Origin of the sequence: Streptomyces sp. CB01249 (assembly GCF_001905735.1) — a bacterium.
Lineage (GTDB): Bacteria > Actinomycetota > Actinomycetes > Streptomycetales > Streptomycetaceae > Streptomyces.
Genome location: NZ_LISW01000004.1, coordinates 507,749 through 530,541, shown reverse-complemented (window position 1 = coordinate 530,541; position 22,793 = coordinate 507,749). Strand labels below are relative to the sequence as shown.

Sequence of the window (22,793 nt, the reverse complement as noted above, 5' to 3'; positions counted from 1 at the left end):
CGTCACCTTCCATCGGTCGTGACCGTGCCGTCCATGGCGATCGCGAATCTGGGTGTGATCACCTGGGTGAGGTACGCGTCGGACAGATCGCTGTAGAAGCCGATTTCTCGCATCCGGGTGGTGAACGCCTCGGCGTTCGCCCGAAGTACCGCCTGCTCCTCGAACCCGGCGGTGGGAAAACCGTCGTCGGTCGGCAGCCGGTCGACGTGCAGGCCGTAGCGAGTGCGCAGCGTGTCCATGAACTCGTCCAGCCTCAACTGCTCGGTGTGGTAAGGGAACCGCGATTTCGTGCCGCGCGGATTAGGCCGCAGCAGCGCGATCTGGACCAGGACTTCCAGGAGCGCGCTGTCCATGACGAAGCGGCGCCGGCCACGATGGGGCTGGGTGATGACCGCACCGGGGCGATTCTTCAGCAGCAGCGAGTCGATGGCATCGACGATGTAGTCGTAGTGGTACTTACCCCGGTACGCCATGATTAGCTCGATGTACTGCTCGAAGGCGCCGAGCCCCATTCCCGCGCCCAGCAGAGGTCGTACACCCTCGGGCTGTTCGTCTATCGGAGTCTCGTCGAGCAGCGTGTCCATGCGGGCCGCGAAGAACCGCTCGCGCCGCTCCCTGTAGCCCTCGCCGGCGTACCGCAGTAGTTCGGCTACGGTGAAGAAGCTTCGGGACGGCTTGGTGATCTCCTTGCTGTCGGCGAGGTGATCGGCGAACTCGCCCAGCTTGCGCACCATGTACCCGGCCCGTACGAAACCGGGGATGCGCCGCAGCCACACGTCCGCGCTGTGTTCCGCGAGGGCAGCGACGGGGGTGCCAGGCACACCTGCCGCATCGACCAGAAGCCCGACTTCGAAGGGGCAGTTGCCCAAAACCTTGCCCGAACCTCCATCACCCGAGGGGCAGTTCTCGGGTCCGCAGGTCGGCTCGGCGGCGAGGCGTGCCACGATGGCTGGCAGTAGCTTCATCGCCTTGAGCTGACCCAGGGCCAAGTGGAACGCGAAGAGTATCTTCAGGTGCTCGACCATGACGATTCGGGGCAGCAGGTCCTGTAGGGAAAGCAGCCGTAGGACATCATCGGCGAGCAGGTCGGACTGTCCCACGCACAGCGGCGGAGCCGAGTACCAACCCTTGACGCTCGTCGGGGAGTCCTGTTTCACCTGGCTGTTGAGGTGGAGCACAGCCTGGGTCTCGATATCGACGCTGGTGCCGGGCAGCTGGGTGCCCAGGGCGGGGTCGAGGCCGGTGAAGAAGAACGCGCGGATCCGGTCCAGCGCCAGTGCGCCGCGCCCGCCCCGCGCATGTCGCAGCATCTCGTAGAGCTGGGCGTCGGCTCCGTAAGCGCGGGAGTGGTTGTAGTTACGGAACTTGTACGTCAGTCCGTGCAGCGGGCGTAGACCCGCGACGGCCTGGTTGGGCTTTCCCCGGTTGACCATGTCCAGGAGCTGGGTCTCGATCCAGCGCTGCGCGATGTCCGGGGAGTCCCGGAACCCCTGGAACTTCCCGGAGTGCTCCTCGGCGAGGAACTCCTCCACGAACTCGTCCGCAAGTGCCCTGCCCCGCGCGAGCTTGCTGGTCTGGCCGTTGTGGTTGACCCTCATCAGGAACCCGGTCAACACCCTGTCCATCTCGATGCGTTTGAAGTCCAGGTAGGACACGCCCAGATGCCGGAACTCGCTGTCACGCTTGCGCAGCGCCATCACTTCTCCCTCGTCGCCGCGATGCCGCCGTGCTCACTTTCGGTCCCCAGCCGGAGCGTTCCGTCCGGCAGCCTGGTGATGCGGTGCGGCGCATTGCCCGGCGCGGTCAGCAGAACCTCCTGGTACGAGGTGGCCGACAGCGCATTCTTGAACACAGCCAGCGCCAGGTTCTGTCCCTGGCGGTCCTCGACACCCGGCTGATGGCCGGCGTGCAACCGGTCGAGGAGTTCGTACAGGTCGAGGCGGACCACCAGCTCGGCACGGTGCTCGGCTGATCCGTCCGGCGTCCGCCCCCGGTAGCGGACGACGATCTCGCGGGGGCTGGTCTCCACGTAGTCGGAGGCCGCGGGCTTGCCGACCTCGATGGTGAAGCGGTCGGCGGGGAACAGCCGGTGACTGCGGACGGTCCCACCAGGCACGGACCTGACCTGGAGCGCCAGGGCCCGCTCGCCGTCGTACAGTGCCCCCGGCAGTCCTTCGCCCCGGTTGACGGCCTCGATGATCCGGCCCAGCTCGGCCTGTACGGGTTCACTCCCGGCGAGCAGGTCCAGGAACCTGCCTCCCGCGCGGTAACTGAGGAGGGACTTCCAGCGCTCGCCGTCCAGGCTCTCGAAGAAGAAGCGGCGGCGCGCGGCGGCGAGGTAGGAACGGTGCGTGACGGCTTCCGCCTGGTCTGCCGACGGGGTGCGGGGCAGCGCCCCGAATCGTTCGGCGAGCAGCTCCGCGTCATGGCTGCCCCGCTGGTCGACAGAGATCAGGCTGTGACCGCCGTCTGGGCCCGTGTAGTCCAGCTTGCGGTCGAGTTGCGGATCGGCCACGGTCGCCACGTCCAGCTCACGCAACTGTGTCAGGAGGCGGTCCTGTTCGTGCTCACCACCTGTGTGCAGACCCGTCCAGCTGGTGAAGTAGAAGCTGTCGAGACGCTCCTGGATGCTTTCCGGACGCTGGTAGAGCTCATGGATCTGGGTGCAGTCCCGGCCGGAGGTAAGCATGTAGGCCAGGGCGGAGCGCAGATCGCGCAGTGTGATGTGGAGTCGTCCGCGCAGATGCGTCATCCGGTACAGGGCAGCGAGCCGCTCAATGACAACGGGCCCGGCCGTCGGGTGGGCGAAGGTCTGCGCGTTGTGCCGGGCGTAGCAGCGGGGTGCCAGGTCGCAGGAGGCGCAGCCGCTCCAGCGCTTGGGGTCGGTCAGCGTCTGCGCCATGCGGTGCAGGATGGAGTCCCTGGTGCCCGCCGGGTCGGCGACGACGTCGCGGGTGTTGAGGTTGACGACGGCGATGCCGTGGTCTGCGGCGCCGTTCGCCAGCCCCTGCCGAATGGTGCGCGCGAGAAGCGGGTAGCGGCTGGCGTGGGCGGTGATGAAGTCGGTCAGACGCCCTTCGTTGACGGCGATGAGCCGCGTCTGGTTCTGGGGCCAGGCGTCGGCGACTTCTCCCTGGAAGGGCGCGAGGAAGGCGTCGAGTACGGCGTCATTGTTCTGGCCCCCTTCGTCCTGGCTGCCGTCGTGGTTGGTGTGGAAGGCACGCCCCCGGTAGACGAAGTCGTCACCGTTGACGCGCTTCTGGCCTGGCTCGGCACCGCGTTTGAGGGCCTCGACGGACAGCTGTTCCAGGAAGGCTGTCTTCCCGTCACCGGCGTTCCCGGTGATGACGACCAGGCGGTGGACGCCGCTCAGGACGTCGTCTCGGAGCGCGGTGTCCAGGGCGGTGGCCACGTACAACGGGAACTGTGCGGGGTCGAGCCCTCGCGTACCCGCGTTGGTGCGGGAATTCTGGCTGTAGAGGGTCTGGAGATGGCTGACGAAGGCGTTGGTGCCGTACTGCCCGGCGTCTGTCGCGCAGACAGGCTCGGGCTCGGGCTGGTCGTCCTGTTCACTGGCCCGGGTCCGGCGGACCTCCCCCATGGTCCGTACAGCCGAGAGAAATGCTTCCGCGTCGGGGAAACGGTCGGCGCGGCGCGGCGCGATGGACCGCAGCAGCACATCGGCGAACGGACGGCTCAGATCACCCAGGCCGCTGATCTTCCGCGGGTCCAGCGCCTCCTCGTCCTTCGGTGGCTGCGCGAGCCCTGGCCACGGGTACGCGCCGGTCAGCGCGAGGTAGGCGGAGACGCCGAGGGCGTACAGGTCCAGGTCGGCGAGTTCCGCCCGGGTGGGGCGTTGCCGCAGCACCGCGTCCGGGGCCTGGTAGCGGAGCGAGCCCAGGGTGGGCGTCAGCGTGGAGTCGACGGAGACCGCCGCGTTGAAGTCCAGCAGTTTGATGCCGTCCGCCGTCCACAGCAGGTTGCTGGGCTTGATGTCGCAGTGGTAAACGCCGTTGTGGTGGAGATGTCCCAGCCCGGCCAGGCAGTCCTCCAGGAGCCGTACGACGTCGGCGGCGCCCAGGCGGTGCTCCCGGGTGACCGAGGCCTGAAGGTCCTGCCCCTCTGCGAACTCCAGCCGCATATAGGGGAATCCGCCCTTAGGCATCCAGTCGGCGTCGATGACACGGACCAAATTCTGATGGGTGGGCAGCTGACGCAGGATCCGGTACTCGCCCTTGAGTCGGACTCCTACCGATTCCGGGTCACTGGTAATGATCTTCAGGACCTCGTCGGTGTCGTCGAGGGTGTTGAACACTTGATAGACGACGCCGAACTTGCCCTGCCCGAGCTTCTTTCGAACCTGGAACTTCTCGGTGAGCCGGAAGCCGTCGGGCAGGTTCCGGTAGCTGTACGGGTTCCCCCAGTCGAAGGGGTCCTCGGGCGAAGCGCCCGCGGTCGCGTTACCGCTGAAGCCACCGGTACCACCGCCCGAACCGCCACGCAGCAGCGGCTCCAGCTCGGCGATCGCTTCGCGGGCGGTCGGCCGCAGTGCCGGATCGGCGGCCAGCATCCGCCGGATCAGCTCCCTGATCTCCGGGCTGATCTCGGCCGAGTGCAGGCTGTCCACAAGCCGCGCCCCACCGGTAACGGAAGGCAACTCTCCGGTGTACAGCTCATGAAAAAGCACTCCCGCTGCGAAGATGTCGGAGGCGGCCGAGAACCGTCCGGGCTCATCCAGACACTCGGGCGCGAGATAAGTGGCCTCGGCCTGCTCGTACGCGTCCATTGCGACGGTCCCGGCCCGCTTCTGCCCGGTGTGCGCGAAGTCGAAGCCAGTGAGCATCGCAGTGCCGTTGCGCGCGACCAGGACCGTGTCCGGGGAGAGGTGGCGGTGCACCACCCGGTACGCGTGGGCGAGCGCGAGACCGGCCAGCACACCGGACAGGATGCGGCGCCGGGCGTCCGCCCCGACCGCTGCGGGTCCGTCCGCCATACGCACCCTCAGCGCCTCGGCCTGTACGTCCTTGAGGACGACGAAGTATCCGGTTTCGTCCTCAAGCGGCAATACTTGGACGCACGGCACGATGTGCGGATTGGGCGGCAGCTTGTTCAGCGCCTGGAGGGGATTGCCGATCCGCTCCCGCTCGCGGGTGTGCTCCGCCTCGGGCAGCAGTGGGTCCACAGTGTGCACCTGAATGAGGTACGTCCCGGCGTTCGGCTGGTCGGGTTGCACCGCCCGGTACACCGACACCCGGTCCTCTGCGTCGGCCTCCGGGCCGGCCTCCGGTTGGGGGTCCGCTTCTACGAGGGTCTCGCGGGCCTCGTAGATCCCGAACCTGCGCCGTCCCGAGGGGGCCCGCGACACCGCGTTCAACGCGCGGGCGACATCGTCGTGCAGGCCGGTGATTGGCATCTCCGGCGTGTTCGGCGCGAGCCGGGAGGGCCGGTGGGCGGAGAGGAAGGAAACCAGGTCCTTCAGCAGGACCGTGTTCCTCTCGTCCTTCCCGTCGTGGTCGACGAACAGCGCGTCGTCGTACGGCAGGATCACCAGCTCCTCGCACCACACCGAGCCGATCAGCGGTGAGAGGTGCGACTGCCGCAACAAGCTCCCGACGGTCTTGGCGTGCTCACGGAGCTTCTTGACGGGGCTCGGAAACGGCTGCCGCCCCTGCGGATACCACTTCTTGCCCCAGACCTCGATGCGCCCGTGGGTGCCCTTGGTGTCGGCGATATAGCAGGCCCCGTCGGTGAGGATCGCGAGGTCGACCTCGAAGCACTGGCGGCCCCGGTAGATCTCGAAGTTGGAGATCACGGACCAGTCGTCGGGGGCGTGGTCGCGAAGGTGACGCAACACCATGCGCTCGGCGTCGTTGACGGGGTCGCCGACCTTGATGATGCGCGCCATGAGTACCCGGGCCCCCGTCCGTTTCGGTCAAGTGCGGACGGTTGTGAGTGAGCCGCACCGCAATGTGCCAGGGTCACTTTAGTACCAGGGGACGACACCCCCTTCTTGGTTAGGGTGATTGTCGGTCAGCCGGTTACGGGGAGGGCATGTGTCGCATTCGTTCCATATCCGAAATCTGAAGAAACGACTCCTCGAACGCTTCGACACTCTGATCGATATGTCGGACGAACCCGGGGCGTCCGAGAAGAAGAGAGAAGAGAAGTTCCTGAGTCGGGGAGTGGCTGCCCTCGCCATCAAGCGTGAGACCGGCTGCACAGACCGGGACGCGGCTCTGTCGATCATCGACGGCCGTGACGACTGGGGAATCGACGCGATCGCGGTCGAGTTGTCCGCCTCGGGCCAGGGCGGCCGCCCGCACATCACTCTGGCCCAGGCGAAGTGGAGCGAGAACGCCACCGCCGGTTTCGGGCAGAGCGAGGTGGACCGTCTCTTCCGCGGTCTCGACTATCTGATGAACCTGGAGTTCAACCGGTTCAACAAGCGCATCGAACATCACGTCGAGGCACTCGATAAAGCCCTGGACAGCGGGTCCCCCAAGATCACACTGCTGCTGGCCCTGGTGACCGACACCGAACTGCATCGGGACATCCGGACGTTGCTCGACTCCGAGGTCAAGAAACGCAACTGGGCCGAGGACATGGTGGAGTGGCGCGTTCTCGACCTCCGGGGCCTGTACCAGGAAATCCTGGGTGAGCACGCCGACCGGAAGATCGAGCTGGAGGCCTGGGTCGAGGGCGTCGGCCGCGAGGAACACCCCTTCACCGCCTATTACGGCACGCTCTCGGCGGCCGAGGTGGCCGAGTGGTACGAGACACACGACCGGCACCTCTTCGCCCGCAACATCCGTGACTCGCTGGACAGCGACGTCAACGACAAGATCCGCGCCACTCTTCTCCAGGAGCCCGAGAACTTCTGGTACTTCAGCAACGGCATCACCCTGCTCTGCGACCGTATCCGCAAGAAGGGCAAGGGGGCGTTCGCCCCCGGCGCGGGAGCCGGTTTCGTCCTGGAGGGGGCGAGCATCGTCAACGGCGCGCAAACCGTCAGCGCAATGCACCGCGCGATGCAGCGGAACCCGACGTCGGCCAGCCGTGGTCGGGTGCTCGTCCGCATCATCTCCCTGGAGAACTGCCCCGAGGGATTCGGTGACCAGGTCACGCTCAACACCAACACACAGAATCCCATCGAAGAGCGGGACTGGAAGTCCCGTGACCCGATCCAGGCGGGTCTGCGGGACGACTTCTCGCTGTCTCTCGGCCGCACCTACGTGCTGAAGCGCGGCGAGTCCGAGCCCGCCCCGGAAAGCGGCTGCACCATGACCGAGGCCGCGATAGCCCTCGCTGCGACCCACCGCTTCCCAGAGCTCGGCGCGAAGGCCAAGCGAGACCCGTCGCTTCTCTGGGAGAAGGCGAACTACCAGGAGATCTTCGGCAAGGCACTCAACACGGCGCCGAGCGCCCAGCGAGTGTGGCGCTGCGTACAACTCGTACGCGCCGTGGCGGCAGCGCTCGCTGAGCAGAGCGAGAACCTGTTCGGCCGGGCCGCCAGTACCGCCAGCAACGGCGACCTGCTGATCAGCCACGTCGTCTTCCAGAACCTGGACAGCGACGGTCTCGACAGCGAGGACAAGGACTGGGACGCCGAGCTGGCGAAAGTGCCGGACCTCGTCGAGCAGGCTCTCGGCTGGCTGGTGGACACGATCGACAAGGCATACGGCCGCAACAGCCAGATCCTGACCAGCGTGCGCACCCCGGAACGCGTCCGCGTGATCTCGCGCCGCGTCCTAAGCGCCATGGTTGCCGGCATTCCTGCGCCCGACAACGCCGACTACCGCGTCGAAGAGCGGGTGCAGGGCAGCCCGGCCCGGTCGACCAACGCGGTGAGCCTCATCGTCAAGGCCGAGCGGATTCCGGTCGGTACGACGCTGGAGTTCCGCCCAGTCACCAGGCCCGACCGGCAGGGGTTGTCCGAATGGCTCTCGGAGAACCCCGACCGGGCCCGTGCGACCTGGGGCACCAGTGCGTCCAAGCCGCTGATCTGGGCTGTCGACGGCGAGGCGTACGCGCCGAGCACGTTGGTCCGTAAGATGCGCAAGGACGCCATGGGCAAGAGCCAGCAGGTCCAGGGCACCTTGTACTGGCACATCCCGGGGGAGGGCTCACTGGTCGACCTGGCGGCAGAACTGCGGGCCGAGGACGAGTTGGACGCGGAGGGGTGAGCTTGAGCTAGACACCGCGTACAGCTGATCGATGCGCTCAGTCCGGCTCCGGCTCGGACACACGGTGGGTACGGAAACGCCTCGCCGGAACCACCTGGTCCACCTCGGTGGTCCACTCTCTGCCTCCGCCCACCGGACGGAGAAAGGCAAGCCGGCGGGCAGGGCGTGTTTCTGGGCCCAGCAGAACGTCGGCGGGCAGATAGAGGACCACGTCCCGCAAGGTGCCGTCGCGTCCGGTCTCCTGGTCGAGCACGAGGGCTCCGACGAAGAGGCCGGGAAGACCGACGGGCGGGTCGTAGGCGTTGGGTTTCGGAAGGTCCGGGGCTCGGACGACGGTACGGCCGTCCTGGGCACGGTGGCGTTTCCGGTCGTACGTCAGTTGCACGGCGGCCGGGTCACAGGACCTCCTGCGGGCTGCGGGCGTCGACGCGCGCCACCTGTGAGCTCAACGCCGCGCCTGCACCTACGAGTTCGACGTGCTCGAGCCGCGCGGTCCACCGCCGGAGGGGCACCTGACCGGGGGTGCGCTCCCAATGGCCATTGGCGCACGTGACCTGAAACCTGCCCGTTCGGCCGGGGAGTTGTACGGCACCGAGCTGCACCGCCAGCGGCAGATCGCGCGGATGTCCCTGGACGGCCTGTCGTACGTGGTCAACTACATCAAGACGCACCTGCACGGGGTGGAGACGGCGGAACGACTTCCGTTGCCGCCGCTCTCGGAGAAGCTGGATGTGGCGTTTGGGACGGGGGAGTTGTTCCAGGGGTTGTGGAGGGCGTCAAGCAGGAGCACACGCCGAGGCGGTTCGACCACTGCTTGGAGCTGGAGGCGAAGGCGGCGCGGTTTCAAGCGTACGGGGCGACGCTTGTGCCGGGGCTGCTCCAGACGCCAGCGTACGCCCGCGCCGCTTTCCGCCGTTCCCATCCGTCTGCTACCTCAGAGAAGATCGCCAGCCTGGCAGCGGACCAGATGAGCCGCCAGGAGGTTCTGCGGAGTGACAACCCACCAGACTATTAGGCGATTCTTAATGCGCAGTCCTACGCCGCACAGTAGGCGGGCCAGCTGTGATGCGCGAGCAACTCGCAGCGCTACTCCCCACTTGTGGACACTGAGCGCACGACGATCCAGGTCATCCCTTTCGAGGCCGGAGAGTACGCAGGGATGAACGGCATCACTATCCTGCTCACCTTGCCCGACAACTCCACCACCGCCCATCAGGAAGGTGGGGCCAGCGGAGATATCTTCGACGACCGGGCGACCGTCGGTCAGCGACTTCGAGACTACGATCGCACGAAAGCCTGCGCTCTCTCGCCGGAGGCGTCGGCAACATTGATCGAAGCGGCGATGGAGAACTTGAAGCCATGCGAGCTACCCCAGACCTGAGCGTCGCCCACTGGCGCAAGTCCGGCTACAGCACAGGCGATAGCGGAAGCGAGTGTGCCGAAGTGGCCGACGGCCTCGATGGTCTGGTTCCCGTACGTGACAGCAAAACGCCGCTGCCCCCGCGCTGTTCTTCACCCCAGGCCCATGGGACGCGTTCATTACGTCGGTGAAGAACAGCGCGGAACGCACCATCTGACCCGTTCTGTTGACGCCCCGGTCCCACAACGCTCGGCGAGCCGAGTTATCCAGCTCTGTTCCGCCATGTCAGACGGAACAGAGCTGACCACGACTCAAGACGCGCTGTGCGCCAACACCGCCTGTTCCAACAGCTCCAGAGCCCTGTCTTCCTTCTTGTCAGCCTCATCCCGCTTCCGGAAGGCGCTACGGACCGTTTCTGCAATGCGCTCTCGGTCAGGTGCGGTGAGGACAGGAACGGGGATCTGAGCGCGCAGCGTCTCGTGAATGTCCTGCTGCTTCCCGCCGGTGGACATGGAACGCAGGACGCGGAACATAGCTTCGGAGCGGAGGAAAGCAAAGAGGTAGGCGCCTGGGATGTCGGGATCGCCGCTCCTGATCCGGAGGAAGTGTTCCGAGTACGCGTACGACAGCCATGCTCCGGTGGCAAAGATCGGTCGGCAGTACACCTCGTTCTCACCCAGCGTGCCCTGAGAGGCAACAAGGATCGTCTCATCCTTGGCCAGCACCTCACGCGACGTCTTTGCCTTACTGATCCAACGCCCCTCTGGCCGCAGCCAAAACGCCTGCCTCTGCCCCACAAGCTGATAGCTGTAGCGAGGATCTTCTGCTCCGTCCACACGCATAAAGCGCAGGCCCCGACTGAGCTGCCCCCCCTCCTCCTTCTCCTTGCAGATCTCACCAAGCGTTCGATGGCCCACATCACGCAACGCGTCCAAAATCCGCCGAGCCTTCGGCTGATAGTTCAACGCCCGCAGCGTCGTAGGCGTCAACTTCCGCTGTTCGAAGCCCAGATCCCGAGGTTGGTCATGCCACCTCAGGTCGATCAGTTCCTCAAGCCCCGCTGTCCTGAACAGATCCTCGGTCGCCCCGACCACACCCGCCTGGAACTCGGCCCGCAGCTTGGCCGACTCCTCGACAAGGTCGTGGATCTCCTCTTCGAGCGCCGAATCAAAGCGCGGAACCGGAAGCCCTTCGATGTGATGCGGCTCGATGTGCTGAATGATCGCGCCGTACGCCTGGCTGGCAACGATCGGAACACCGAAGCGGCTGCGTAGGAACGTGTTGAGGTACCCAGAGGGAATGAGTCCCTGGCCAGGTACGACTCTCATCACATGCTCGCTGCATGTGTATCCGTCGATGTCAGGACGGGCGTACGCGATACGGCCGACGTTTCCTGAGCGCGTGATCAGAGTCCAGCCCGCCCGAATCGTCAGGCGCGGATTGAGCGCGACGGATGTCTTGGAGATCAACGGCAGATTCGAGAAGTCCGCCTCCATGATGTCCGTGCTGGAGAAGAACCGAACCCCGTGTTCCGGCGCGGTGACCCAGCGCCGCAAAGGCCGCCCCGCATGGAAGATCCCTGCCCCGCCCCGGGTGACCTCCCGCAACAGCACCGTACGCGGCAACCGCTCCAACAACTTCCGTGCCTCGAACGCCCCCGACAGATACGGCGCCGCGTCCATCCGAAGCCCCTGCTCGCGCAGCCACCCCAGCCGTACCGGATTGTCCTTCGCCGCGATCTTCACTGCCCGTGCTCCGTCGTCGTGGTCGTCATGTATGCGGTCGTGGTACCGATCGGCGGGAACCAGGCCGCAAGAGTCGCCGTGAGTTGCCTGAACGACGCGTCCGTGCACCCCCGTACGGAAGGAACCTGCTCGGCGAAGCGCCGGAAGATGCCGTTGTTCTTAGGGCCCGTGTACTTCAGCCTGTGCAGGTATTCGACGGCCCCCTTCGGATCGTCGGGCTTGTCCCTGCCCTGAATCCACAGGCCGGCGTCCTCCAGGACTTGACGCGGCGTGCGCTCGTCGCCCTTCCTCGGCCGCCACACGAGGGCCTTCTTGATCACCTCGGTGTGGTCCGACCAGAACCAGTTCTCCAGCTCCGGCTCGATGACCACAACCTCGTACTGCGGCCAGAAGTCCTCCAGCTGCTTGCTGATGCGCTTGCGAATCTCGACAACGGGTGGCGCGCCCGCGTAGGCGTGGTCCATAACCACGATCGCGCGCTCGTACTCGCCCCGCCACGGTTGCAGCAGCGCGCCAGCCCGTACCGGCAACTCTGAGTCCTTGTTGTCACTGACCTTGATGTCCCGCTCACCGTCGAAGACGAAGGGACCACACCCCACCTTGCGGTGGATGTCCTTGCGGTCGAGGAAGGCGCCGATCATGGCCTTCATCCCCCGGTCCGCGACGAAGAAAACCACATCCCGCTTCCCAGATGCGGCCTCGGGCGCGGTCGCCTGCCGAGGAACCGGAGCGGTCGTTCTCCCACCGCGCCTTGCCCTCGACCCAGCCCCCTTGTTCACTCGAACACCCCTGTCGCGAACAGCGTCCCCAGATCAAGATCTCCCCGCCAGTCGGCCAGCCGCGGATGCCGGTCCCCGCCCACGACGGTCACCGCACCGGTGGCGTAGTCGACACGCGTGGCGAGCACGTCCGGCAGCTCCACGTTGGCCAGGACCAGCGGCGACTGTGTGGCCACCAGCACCTGACAGTCCCGTACGGCTTGCAGCGCCTGCGTGACGATCTCGATGGCTTGCGGGTAGATGCCGTTCTCCGGTTCCTCCGTGACGAGCAGGGCCGGCGGGTCGGGCATGAAGGCGATCAGCGTCAGGGCGAAGACGCGCAGTGTGCCGTCGGACAGGCCCGAGGAAGTGACCTCGTGGCCGCCCGCGTACGTCACGCGGAAATAGGCGTGGTGGTCGTCCGGGCGTTCCACGACGTCGATGGCCTGGACCTGCGGCAGCGCAATCCGGACCAGGTCCACCCAAGCGTCGTACAGCTCCTTGTCCTCACCCTTGAGGCGAAGGGCCAGCCAGGGGGTGTTGCGACCGACGGGATCGAGCTGGGGGTTGCGGCCGACGGGTGGGGCGGCCTGGCGCAGCGCGGCCCAGTCGGGGGCGTAGGCGAGCGTTCCCTCCTTCAGCAGGGAACGGAACCACAGGGCGACCGGGAATTGCGCCTCGTCGAACGGAACCGTGTCCAGCGCGAGCCGACTGTGCGGGCTCTGCCAGGTCAGCGGGGGCTGTCCCCCGGTCTCAGAGGTGAAACGCGCCACCGGACCGCCGGTGCGGGCGATCACCGGGCGCCAGTTCTCCTCCCAGGCCCACCGGACCCGGCGACTGCCACCCCGCCCGGTGGTCACGGTCTCGTCCGGGTCCTCGAAGGCCCGCTCCCCCGGCACCGGACGTACCGGATGCTCCTCGGGGAACAGCACCAGGTACTCCCCCGCGATCTCGACCCCCCGGCCGCCCTCGACCGGGGCGAGGTGCAACTCGTACCGCAGGTGGGTGGGGAGCGGAAGGCGCGGGTTGCGGGTGGCCTCGGCGAGAAGCTCGGTGATCTCCGCCGGGAGCCGCGCCTCCATCGCGAAGCCGAAACCGCCGGCCCGGCCCCGGTGCGCGGGCTCGCTAAGCGACTGGGCGCGCGGCGGCCGGCCGGTGCGGGTGGACGGACGCAGGAAGGCGTCCTCGATCCGCTCGGCGCCGAGCAGCTCGGCGAGCAGGAGCGGAATGTCGAGCAGCGTGCTCTTGCCAGAGCCGTTGGCACCGGCCAGCACATGGAAACCGGCCAGGTCGACGGCAAGGTTCTCGAAGCAGCGGTAGTTGTAGGCCTCGATACGGGTGATCACGAGCGCGCGTTCCAGGGGAATTCGTGAGCGTGGCGCTCGGAGAACTCGTGGTACGCCTCGGCGATCTTCGGCAGGTCGTTGTCGAGCACGGGTTCGCGGCGGCTGATACTGCGCCGCACCTCGGCACCGCCGATCCGCAGGATCTCGTGCTCCGTCTTCTCCTCGGTCACGATCTCGCCGTCCGGGGTGCGCACGTAGACCTTGTTCCCTCGGCGGTCGATGCCGACCTTCTCGGCGACGGCCATGAACACCGGGTAGTCGGCCTTGCCGAACTCGACCTCCTCCTGCCGCTCCTCGACCGTCTTGCGGCGCAGGAAGAGCAGGGTGGTGAGGATGTTGACGTTGGCCTCGGCGATAAAGGTCTCCACGGGGAGTTCCACGCTGCCCAGGACCCAGCACTGGTCGAGGATGTAGCGCCGGACCGCCTCGTCGGAGGGGCCTGGGTTGGACAGGATGCCGTTCGGCAGGACGATGCCGATACGCCCGCCGGGCCTGACCCACTCCACAGCCCGCTGGACGAAAAGTTGTTCCGGCGAGACCGCGGTCGACTCGCCCGCCCTGACCAGCTTCCCGGTGTCCTTGTCACGGGTCCAGTTGTAGGCGACGCCGAACTGGCCTCCGGTCTTGCGGAACTTCGTGAGGATCATGTCCTCGGACACCGGGATGTCCGAACCGAACGGCGGGTTCGTCATAAGTACATCCAGCTTGCCAAGCTGTATCTGCGGGAAACGCATCGCCTCGTCGTTGCCCGCCAGGTGACTGTCCGGGAACGCGAGCGAATCCATGTGGAAGGCGTGTCCGGCCGTGTCGGTGAGCGTCATCAGGCTCATCACGGTGGCCCGGCGCAGGAAGGGGTCGAAGTCGGCGCCGAAGAGGTGCTCGTCCGCGTAGGCGGCCAGCTTCCGGCGGTGGTCGGCCATCTTCAGCGCCAGTTCCTTGGCGTTGGTGAAGGTGGCGCCGTCCTCCTCGGCCTTCTGCCACTTGCGCAGCAGATGGTTCAGGGTCTCGCGCAGGAAACCTCCCGTGCCGCAGCACGGGTCGAAGACGGTCTCGTGCTCCTTCGGGTCGAGGATGTCGACGACCAGCTTCACCGCTTCGTTGGGCGTGAAGTACTGACCTCGGTCGCCGCGCAGATTGTCGCCGACCAACTCCTGATAGGCGACGCCCTTGGCGTCGATGTCGGTGCTTCCCAAGTCGTAGGGGGCCAGCTCACCGACGATGAAGGTGAGCGCCTGGTCGGTCAGGCTGAGTTCGTCCCGGTGGTCGAAGAGCTTCTGGTCCTTGTAGAACTCCCTCACCTCCTGGAAAAGCTCCTTGACCCGGCCTGCCACCTCAGGGCTTCCTGACCTGCGCTTGGCCCCGGTGGCGGTCGTCTCGGTCCGCACCAGGTCCGCAATGTCGATACGGAAGCGCGAGTCCCTGCCCTCCTCGCGGACCTGGCGCTCGTCGTAGATCTTCGCGAAGAGGACGTAGAGGAACTGCCAGAACGCCGCATCCTTGGGCAGCCCCTCGTTGCCGTGGATGTAGTTGTGGCAGCGCCGGAAGGCGAAACGGAGCATGTACTTGTCCGCCCGCCTGATCTCCTTCAGCGAGGTCGCGTCACCGGTGGCGTCGAAGGCCGAGTCGTCCCCTCGGGGCCAGTTCGGCAGCGGCCGGAACCTGTCCTCGAAGCGGACCTTCCGCCCTTCGTCGTCGCGCTTGAGCTTCTCCACGAAGTACAGGTCGATGTCGTCGGTCCACAGCCCCAGATGACACTCCGGCCCTGCCACGCTCATCAGGAACTGGAGCTCCTCGATGTCGCTCGTCGCTTGCTCGTGCGTACGGATCTTGGTGACGGTGCGGCCGGTCCTGGGACGCGGTTTGGTCATGACGATGCGCCGCAGATGATCGGGGGTCTTCGCCTCGCCCGGCGCGAAGACCGCGATGCTGACCTTCTTGCGGGTCTTGCGGCCGCCATCAGGGGCCGGAATCTCGATCGTGTAGTCCCGCTTCATGTCATCGGGGTTGATTCCGTACTGGTGCACAAGAACCCGGGCGATGTGCTGGCGGACCTTCTCGGCCTCGGTCAGCTTGAGGATGTCCTTGCCCGTGATGTAGTCGATCGTCTCGTCATCCCCGAGCGCACGAGGCGGTGCGGCCGCCTCGGAACGCTTCTTGGGCTCCTCCGGCACGGAAAATCCAAGGCCCAGCTGCTCGTCCGCCATATCCGCCGTCTGCTCCGTCCCGACTACCGTCCAGCCCCGTCCACGCTGCGCGAGGGGCCTGCACGCACTGCGAGCACACCCTAGTTGAATGAGTCCGAGGCACGTCGCCGCGGTCACTGTACGCAAGCGTTCGGCGACCGCCCGACCGGCCATCCCTGCGGCGCCGTCCCGGACCGCTGCCCTGGCCTCCGCTACAGGCCAGGTCGGACAGGAGTACCGGCAGGAGGCGTTCCTCCACGACCGCGCTGCCCGAATCACCCATAGAACTGGCCAGTTGCCGACGCATACGGATCCATCGCTCGCACCTCAGCCTCCGTCTTATAGGAACTCCCGGAACCCTCCCGCAAGACCATCGGTGCTGAACCACAGATGAGTTCCTGACTCGGCCCTGTCGTGGGTCGCTCGCTCGTCCACCGCTCTGCACGCTCGCCGTCCGCCTGTCCACCGGTCGTCCACCGGAGGCGACCATGGTGCCCCTAGAGGAGTGCCCCGCCACTAAGGATTGATCTCGAAAAGCACAAAACCCCAGGTCACGGCGAGTGAGTCCTGGGGTTTCGCTGAGCCGCCTTCGGGATTCGAACCCGAGACCTACGCATTACGAGTGCGTTGCTCTGGCCAACTGAGCTAAGGCGGCGCGCCCTGTTCGCACCATGATGCGAACAGCAGCGACGCCAAGTCTACACAGTTTCCAGGGGTGCTCCGAACCAGCCTGTTCCGGCACCGTTCGCGCAGGTCAGCGGCACTTCTTGTGCGCGGTGGGCGGGGTGCCCTCCAGGAGGTACGTGTTGATCGCCGTGTCGATGCAGTCGCTGCCGCGTCCGTACGCGGTGTGGCCGTCGCCCTCGTAGGTGAGGAGGGTGCCCGAGGCGAGCTGGTCCGCCAGGGACTCGGCCCAGGCGTACGGGGTGGCCGGGTCGCGGGTGGTGCCGACGACGACGATGGGGGCGGCGCCCTTCGCCTCGATGCGGTGGGCGGTGCCGGTGGCGGGGACGGGCCAGTGGCCGCAGTTCAGGGCCGCCCAGGCGAAGCCCCTGCCGAAGACCGGGGACGCCTTCTCGAAGGAGGGGAGCGCCTTCTCGACGGCCTCGGGACTGGTGAAGGCGGGCGGGAGGTCGAGGCAGTTCACCGCGGCGTTGGCGAACATCAGATTGGTGTACTTACCGCTCGGCTCCCGCTCGTAGTAGCTGTCGGCCAGGGCCAGCAGCCCGGCACCGTCACCCGACTGGGCACCGGTCAGCGCGCTCCGGAGCTGGGGCCAGGCCGACTCGTCGTACATCGCGGCGATGACGCCCGTCGTGGCGAGCGATTCGCCCAGCTCGCGGGACTCGCCCGTGCGGATCGGGTTCTCGTCCAGGTCGGCGAAGAGCTTCTTCAGGCGGTCCGCCGCATCCGAGGCGGACGTGCTCCCGAGCGGGCAGTCCGCCTGCTTCACGCAGTCCTTCGCGAACGACTGGAACGCCGTCTCGAACCCCGCCGTCTGGGCCCGGTTCATCTCCACCGACGAGAGCGAGGGGTCCATCGCCCCGTCGAGGACCAGGCGGCCGGTGCGGCCGGGGAACAGCTCGGCGTACGTGGCGCCGAGGAACGTCCCGTACGACGCCCCCACGTAGTTCAGCCGCTCGTCGCCGAGCAGGGCGCGCAGCATGTCCATGTCGCGGGCGGTCTCCACGGTCGAGACATGCGGCAGCACCTCGCCCGAGCGCTTCTCGCAGCCCGAGGCGAACTTCTGGAAGGCGTCACTCAGCTTCGTGACCTCGGCGTCGTCGTCCGGGGTCTGGTCCACCTGCGTGTACGCGTCCATCTGCGGCCCGGTCAGACACTCGACGGGCTCGCTGCGCGCCACCCCGCGCGGGTCGACGGCCACCATGTCGTAGCGGGCCCGCACCTGGGCGGGGTAGCCGATCCCGGCGTAGCCCTGGAGGTAGCCGATGGCCGATCCGCCGGGGCCGCCCGGGTTGACCAGGAGGGAGCCGAGCCGTTTGCCGGGGCCGGTGGCCTTCTTGCGCGAGACAGCCAGCTTGATGTCGCCGCCGTCCGGCTTCGCGTAGTCCAGCGGCGCCTTCATCGTCGTGCACTGGAAGCCGCTGACTCCGCAGTCCCGCCAGCTGAGGTGCTGCGCGTAGTACGGCTTCAGAGCGGCCGGGACCGCCGAGGGCGACGCGGACGCCGCGTCGGCGGAGGACGAGGCTCCCGACGACGAATCCCCGCCGCTGCACCCGGAGACGAGCAGGCCGGCAGTGCCGAGCGCGAGGGCGAGAGTGCGGAACGGGCGCCTGGTGTCCATGCCCGGAGCGTAGCCGCAGCCCGGTCGTTCACCCGATTCCGCGCTCTTTCGGGTGATTCGGCAGGTGTACGGGCACGCCGTCTCAGCCGGCGCGCAGCGCCATCGTCATCGCCTCCACCGCCAGCAGCGGCGCCACATTGCGGTCCAGGGCGCGGCGGCAGGCCGACACCGCCTCGATCCGGCGCAGCGTGCGCTCCGGGGTGGACGCGCGGGCGACGCGGTCCAGGGCGTCCTCGGCGTCGGCGTTGGCTATCGCGATCCGCGAGCCGAACTGCAGGGCGAGCACATCGCGGTAGAAGCCGGTCAGCTCGGTGAGCGCCAGGTCGAGGCTGTCGCGCTGGGTGCGGGTCTTGCGCCGCTTCTGCTTGTCCTCCAGCTCCTTCATCACCCCGGCCGTGCCGCGCGGCATCCGGCCTCCGGCGGCGGCCCCGAGCGCCGCCTTCATGTCCTCGGTCTCCTTCGCGTCCACCTCCTCGGACGCCTGCTTCGCGTCCTCGGTCGCGGTGTCGATCAGCTCCTGAGCCGCCTTCAGGCAGCCCCCGATGTCCTCGACGCGCAGCGGCAGCTTCAGCACCGCGGCCCGCCGCGCCCGGGCCCGCTCGTCCGTGGCTAGGCGGCGCGCCCGGCCGATGTGCCCCTGCGTCGCACGGGCCGCGGCGGCGGCCCGCTCCGGGTCGATGCCGTCCCGGCGCACCAGGACGTCCGCGACGGCATCGACCGGCGGCGTACGCAGGGTGAGGTGGCGGCACCGCGACCGGATCGTCGGCAGCACGTCCTCCAGCGAGGGCGCGCAAAGCAGCCACACCGTGCGCGGGGCGGGCTCCTCGACCGCCTTCAGCAGAACGTTGCCCGCGCCCTCGGTGAGGCGGTCGGCGTCCTCCATGACGATGACCTGCCAGCGCCCGACGGCCGGCGAGAGCTGGGCGCGGCGCACCAGCTCACGGGTCTCCTTCACACCGATGGAGAGCAGGTCGGTGCGGATCACGTCGACGTCCGCGTGCGTACCGATGAGGCTGGTGTGGCAGCCGTCGCAGAAGCCGCAGCCCGGCGCCCCGCCCAGGGCGCGGTCGGGGCTCGTGCACTGGAGCGCGGCGGCGAAGGCCCGGGCGGCGGTGGAGCGCCCGGAGCCCGGCGGGCCGGTGAACAGCCAGGCGTGCGTCATCTTCGAGCCGGGCGGCACCGGCTCCCCCGCCGCGTCGGCGGTGACCAGCACATCGGCGTCCCGGGCGGCGGCGCCCAGCTGCTCCTGCACCCGGTCCTGGCCGACCAGGTCGTCCCACACGGACATGGGGCACCGCCTTTCCGCTTCGCTCGACGCGTGGCTCCCGTCGCTCCGATCTCCCATTGTGAGGGACGGGTCTGACAACTCGGACGCCGATGGCCCCGCACCAGGGAAAGGTGCGGGGCCATCGGCGTCGTCCCGTAAGGGTGTCCCGGTCAGCGGCGCGGCCGTCGTCCCCGGCCGCCCGAGGACTCCGGGCCCTCGTCGTCGTAACCGCCCAGCAGCTCGTCGGCCAGGCTGGGCAGGTCGTCCAGCGGGGTCTCCTCCGCCCAGTCGGGCCGGGGGCGCCGGGGCCGCTGCTGCTCCGCGTGCGGGTCGGTGATCTGCGGCAGCTCACGGGTGCGCTCGTTGTCGCCCTCCGGCTGCCGCTCGTCCCGGAAGATGCCGCGCGGCACCCGGTCGGCCGGGTCGGAGTCCCGTACGCCGGCACCGCGCCCGGTGTCCGGCACGGCGGGCAGCACGGTCGTCTCCTCGGAGTCGTCCGAGAACTTCGGGATCACGGTCGTCTCGTCCTGGTCGGACGGCCAGGGCCCCCGGCCGGAGCCGGACTCCGGATCCCCGGGCGCGGGAACGGGCTGCGTGATCTCGTTCGGGTCCACGATCGGCGTGGGCACGGTCAACTCGTTGTCGGGCCCGGCGGGCCGGTCGCCGCTGCCGGAACCCTTGGCCTCCGACGAACCCCCGGAGTCCTGCCGCAGCCGGGATTCCTCCTCCCGGGCGGCCCGGGTACGAGCCTCCTGCCGTGCGGCCAGGGCGCGGGCCTCCTCCTCGCGGGCGGCCCGCTCACGGGCACGCTCCTCGGCGGCATCCGCTTCGGCCTGAGCCTTCGCCTGGGCCTCCGCTTCGGCCTGACGGCGGGCGGCCTCGGCCCGGAGCAGGGCCTCCTCGGCCTTGCGCTGCTTCTCCAGCCGCGCGGCCTCGGCCTCCTTGCGGAGCCGGGCTTCCTCTTCCGCCTGCCGGCGCAGCCGGGCCTGCTCCGCTTCGTACGCCGCTTCCTGGGCCTCGCGGCGCACACGCTCGGCCTCGGCGACGCGGCGGGCCTCCTCGGCACGCTGCCGCTCCTCCTCGGCCTTGCGGGCAGCCTCCTCCTCAGCGCGGAGCCTGGCTTCCTCGGCGCGCTGCCGGGCCTCTTCCGCCTGGCGCTCGGCCTCGCGGCGGCGGGCTTCCTCCTCCTCGCGGCGCTTGCGCTCCTCCTCCTCGGCGCGGAGCTTGGCGAGCTGTTCCTGCCGCTCGCGCTCCAGGCGCTCCTCCTCGGCCTTGCGGGCGGCCTCTTCCTCGGCGCGGCGCCGGGCCTCTTCCTCGGCGGCCTTGCGGGCCTCCTCGCGGGCCTTGATCTCGGCCTCGGAGAGCGGCAGGACCTGGTCGAGGCGGTGGCGTACGACGGTGGTGATGGCCTCAGGTTCCTGCGCGGCGTCCACCACGAGGTAGCGCGTCGGGTCGGCGGCGGCCAGGGTCAGGAAGCCGGAACGCACCCGGGCGTGGAACTCGGGCGGCTCGGACTCCAGCCGGTCGGGCGCCTCGGTGAACCGTTCCCTCGCGGTCTCGGGCGCGACGTCCAGGAGGACGGTCAGGTGCGGTACGAGGCCACTCGTCGCCCAGCGCGAGATGCGGGCGATCTCGGTGGGGGCCAGATCGCGGCCCGCGCCCTGGTAGGCGACGGACGAGTCGATGTAGCGGTCGGAGATGACGATCGCGCCGCGCTCCAGGGCCGGGCGGACGACCGAGTCGACGTGCTCGGCGCGGTCGGCGGCGTACAGCAGGGCCTCGGCCCGGTTGGAGAGCCCGGCCGACGACACGTCGAGCAGGATGGACCGCAGCCGCTTCCCGATCGGGGTCGCGCCCGGCTCACGGGTGACGACGACCTCGTGGCCCTTGGCCCGGATCCACTCGGCGAGCGCCTCGACCTGGGTGGACTTCCCGGCTCCGTCGCCGCCCTCCAGGGCGATGAAGAAGCCGTTCGCGGCGGGCGCGACGGCCGGGTCGCCGCCGCGCAGCGCCTCGCGCAGATCGCGCCGCAGCGGTACGCCGGAACGGTCGTCCGTCTTCGCGAGGACGATGACCGCGACGGGCAGCAGCAGGGCGCCGACCAGCATCAGGGTGAACGCGGCGCCGCCGTGCGCGAAGACGAAGTCGCCGATGGTCAGCCGGTGGGTGCCGATGGCCGCGGCGACCAGGGGGCCGCCGACCGCGCCGAGCGCGATGAGGATCCGGACGACGGCCTGGAGGTGCTCGGTGATCCGGGTCCGGCGGGCCTCCTCGGTCTCCTGGTCGGCCAGGACGTGACCGGTGTTCGCGGCGACGCCCGCCGCGTATCCGGCGAGTACGGCGAGCAGGACGACGGTCGCGGTGTCCGGGACGAGGCCCATCGCCAGGAGTGCGATGCCCGTGACGGCGGTGGCGAACGAGAGCATCCGCCGCCGCGACAGGGTGGGCAGCACCTTCCCCGCCGTACGGATGCCCACACCCGTACCGCCGGTGAGGGCGAGGACCAGCAGGGCGAGCGTGACGGGCCCGCCGCCGAGGTCGCTGGCGTGCAGCACGGCGACGGCGGCCGCGGCCGCGATGGCTCCGGCGACCGCCGCACAGGTGGCGACGATCAGCGGGATGGAACCGGTGCGGCCCTTGTCGGGGCCGTTCCCCGCGGACGGCCGGCGCAACCCCTCCAGGGGCGAGCGCGGGCGGGGCGTCTGCGTAGCGGGCAGTTGTAGGAAGTACAGGGTGGAGATGGAGGCGGAGAACAGCCCGGCCGCGACGTACGAACCGAGGGCCGCCTGGTGGAAGGAGAACCAGTCCAGGCCGGAGCCCAGCAGGCTGCCGATCACCGTGGCGACCAGCAGAACGGCCGCGGCGAGCGGAACGGCCGCGAAGTCCGTACGCAGGGACAGCCGGCGCAGTGCGTCGAGGTGGTCCGGCAGGGGGCGCACGGCGGCGCCCTCGATCAGCGGGGCGGGCAGCAGCGCGGGCGCCGCGCTCTCCTTGGCGACGGTCCAGAGCCGTTCGGCCACCCCGGCCACGAAAACGGTGACGAGGATCATCGTGAGCGCGTTGGCGGGCGTCCAGTCGATCCACAGGGGCGCCACGACGAGCAGCAGGAGCCGCAACCCGTCGGCGCCGATCATCAGCCACCGCCGGTCGACCGGGCCGCCGGGCGCCGTGAGCGACGTCAACGGCCCCAGAAGTACGGCTCCGAAGAGCAGGGTGGAAATGATCCGGGCCCCGAACACGGCGGCGACGGCAAAGGCCGCCCCCCGGTATCCGGTCCCGAATGAGCCCTCGAGAACCGCCGCTTGCAGCGACAGCAGCACCAGCACGAGAAGGGCGAGTGCATCGCCGGTACTGCCGACGAGCTGGGCGCTCCACAACCGCTTCAGCGGAGGAACACGCAACAGGGCTCGCACGGCGCGCTCGCGTGAGTCTGCGGCAAGTGCGTCGGAGGTGGGGCTCACGACCGTAGGCTGCTCGGCTCGCGTCATCCGCCCAGCCTAACGGCCCACCCACATCCCCCGTGCCCCGCCCGCCAATCCAGCCCCTCCGGCGTCTGAGGAGCGGGGCCCGGGGCAGAGCCCCGAAACCCACCCCGCCGCACCATCCAGCCCCGCCGGCGTTTGAGGCGCGGGGTCCGGGGCGGAGC

General features: G+C 68.6%; 13 protein-coding genes, 1 tRNA gene and 1 pseudogene. 5 read left to right on the top strand and 10 right to left on the bottom strand.

The features are described from left to right. Positions 1–2: 2 nt before the first annotated feature. Positions 3–1,697, bottom strand: a complete 1,695-nt coding sequence (gene mads7, locus AMK18_RS22020; RefSeq protein WP_073864085.1) for a methylation-associated defense system protein MAD7 — start codon at positions 1,695–1,697, stop codon at positions 3–5. Continuing rightward, positions 1,697–5,905, bottom strand: a complete 4,209-nt coding sequence (gene mads6 / locus AMK18_RS22015) for a methylation-associated defense system protein kinase MAD6 (protein WP_073864084.1) — start codon at positions 5,903–5,905, stop codon at positions 1,697–1,699. The genes mads7 and mads6 overlap by 1 nt, the downstream gene beginning before the upstream one ends. Before the next feature lie 148 nt (positions 5,906–6,053). On the opposite strand from mads6, the gene AMK18_RS22010 reads away from it, so the two are divergent. The 5 genes and pseudogenes from AMK18_RS22010 to AMK18_RS21995 all read left to right on the top strand — a co-directional run bounded on the left by AMK18_RS22010 (position 6,054) and on the right by AMK18_RS21995 (position 9,734). Further along, positions 6,054–8,183, top strand: coding sequence for an AIPR family protein (locus AMK18_RS22010; RefSeq protein ID WP_143202274.1), 2,130 nt, complete (start codon positions 6,054–6,056; stop codon positions 8,181–8,183). 766 nt (positions 8,184–8,949) lie between these two features. Further along, positions 8,950–9,198, top strand: a complete 249-nt coding sequence (locus AMK18_RS35695; protein ID WP_079199327.1) for a Scr1 family TA system antitoxin-like transcriptional regulator — start codon at positions 8,950–8,952, stop codon at positions 9,196–9,198. A 20-nt stretch (positions 9,199–9,218) separates the two neighbouring features. Then, positions 9,219–9,293: pseudogene (locus tag AMK18_RS35690) on the top strand (hypothetical protein); the annotation flags it as partial. Continuing rightward, positions 9,283–9,564, top strand: coding sequence for a Scr1 family TA system antitoxin-like transcriptional regulator (locus AMK18_RS35520; protein WP_079199326.1), 282 nt, complete (start codon positions 9,283–9,285; stop codon positions 9,562–9,564). The pseudogene AMK18_RS35690 and the gene AMK18_RS35520, both read left to right, overlap by 11 nt. After that, on the top strand, positions 9,543–9,734 hold the full coding sequence (locus AMK18_RS21995; RefSeq protein WP_443333229.1) for a DUF397 domain-containing protein: 192 nt from the start codon (positions 9,543–9,545) through the stop codon (positions 9,732–9,734). The genes AMK18_RS35520 and AMK18_RS21995 overlap by 22 nt, the downstream gene beginning before the upstream one ends. A 120-nt stretch (positions 9,735–9,854) precedes the next feature. Here AMK18_RS21995 and mads5 read toward each other — a convergent pair whose 3' ends face one another. From mads5 to tmk, 8 genes are all read right to left on the bottom strand, one after another. Beyond that, positions 9,855–11,288 carry a methylation-associated defense system restriction endonuclease subunit S MAD5 gene (gene mads5 / locus AMK18_RS21990; RefSeq protein WP_073864079.1) on the bottom strand — a complete coding sequence of 478 codons (1,434 nt, stop codon included), beginning with the start codon at positions 11,286–11,288 and terminating at the stop codon, positions 9,855–9,857. After that, the gene (gene mads4, locus AMK18_RS21985) at positions 11,285–11,965 is read right to left on the bottom strand and encodes a methylation-associated defense system protein MAD4 (RefSeq protein ID WP_073864077.1); all 681 of its coding nucleotides are present in this window, start codon (positions 11,963–11,965) and stop codon (positions 11,285–11,287) included. The genes mads5 and mads4 overlap by 4 nt, the downstream gene beginning before the upstream one ends. Positions 11,966–12,063: 98 nt before the next feature. Beyond that, the gene (gene mads3 / locus AMK18_RS34645; RefSeq protein WP_073864076.1) at positions 12,064–13,392 is read right to left on the bottom strand and encodes a methylation-associated defense system AAA family ATPase MAD3; all 1,329 of its coding nucleotides are present in this window, start codon (positions 13,390–13,392) and stop codon (positions 12,064–12,066) included. Beyond that, complete coding sequence (gene mads2 / locus AMK18_RS21975) at positions 13,389–15,596, bottom strand: methylation-associated defense system DNA methyltransferase MAD2 (RefSeq protein WP_079199325.1); 2,208 nt, start codon at positions 15,594–15,596, stop codon at positions 13,389–13,391. Before mads2 ends, mads3 begins: the two co-directional genes overlap by 4 nt. Before the next feature lie 560 nt (positions 15,597–16,156). Beyond that, positions 16,157–16,230, bottom strand: a tRNA-Thr gene (locus AMK18_RS21970). Positions 16,231–16,329: 99 nt separating this feature from the next. Further along, entirely contained in the window at positions 16,330–17,880 is a 1,551-nt protein-coding gene (locus AMK18_RS21965; RefSeq protein WP_073864074.1) for an alpha/beta hydrolase, read from the bottom strand. An 82-nt stretch (positions 17,881–17,962) separates the two neighbouring features. Next, complete coding sequence (locus AMK18_RS21960; protein WP_018102166.1) at positions 17,963–19,168, bottom strand: DNA polymerase III subunit delta'; 1,206 nt, start codon at positions 19,166–19,168, stop codon at positions 17,963–17,965. A gap of 149 nt (positions 19,169–19,317) precedes the next feature. Further along, a complete protein-coding gene (tmk, locus tag AMK18_RS21955) occupies positions 19,318–22,635 on the bottom strand; it encodes a dTMP kinase (RefSeq protein WP_198957055.1) in 3,318 nt (1,105 codons plus the stop codon). Between the last annotated feature and the right edge of the window lie 158 nt (positions 22,636–22,793).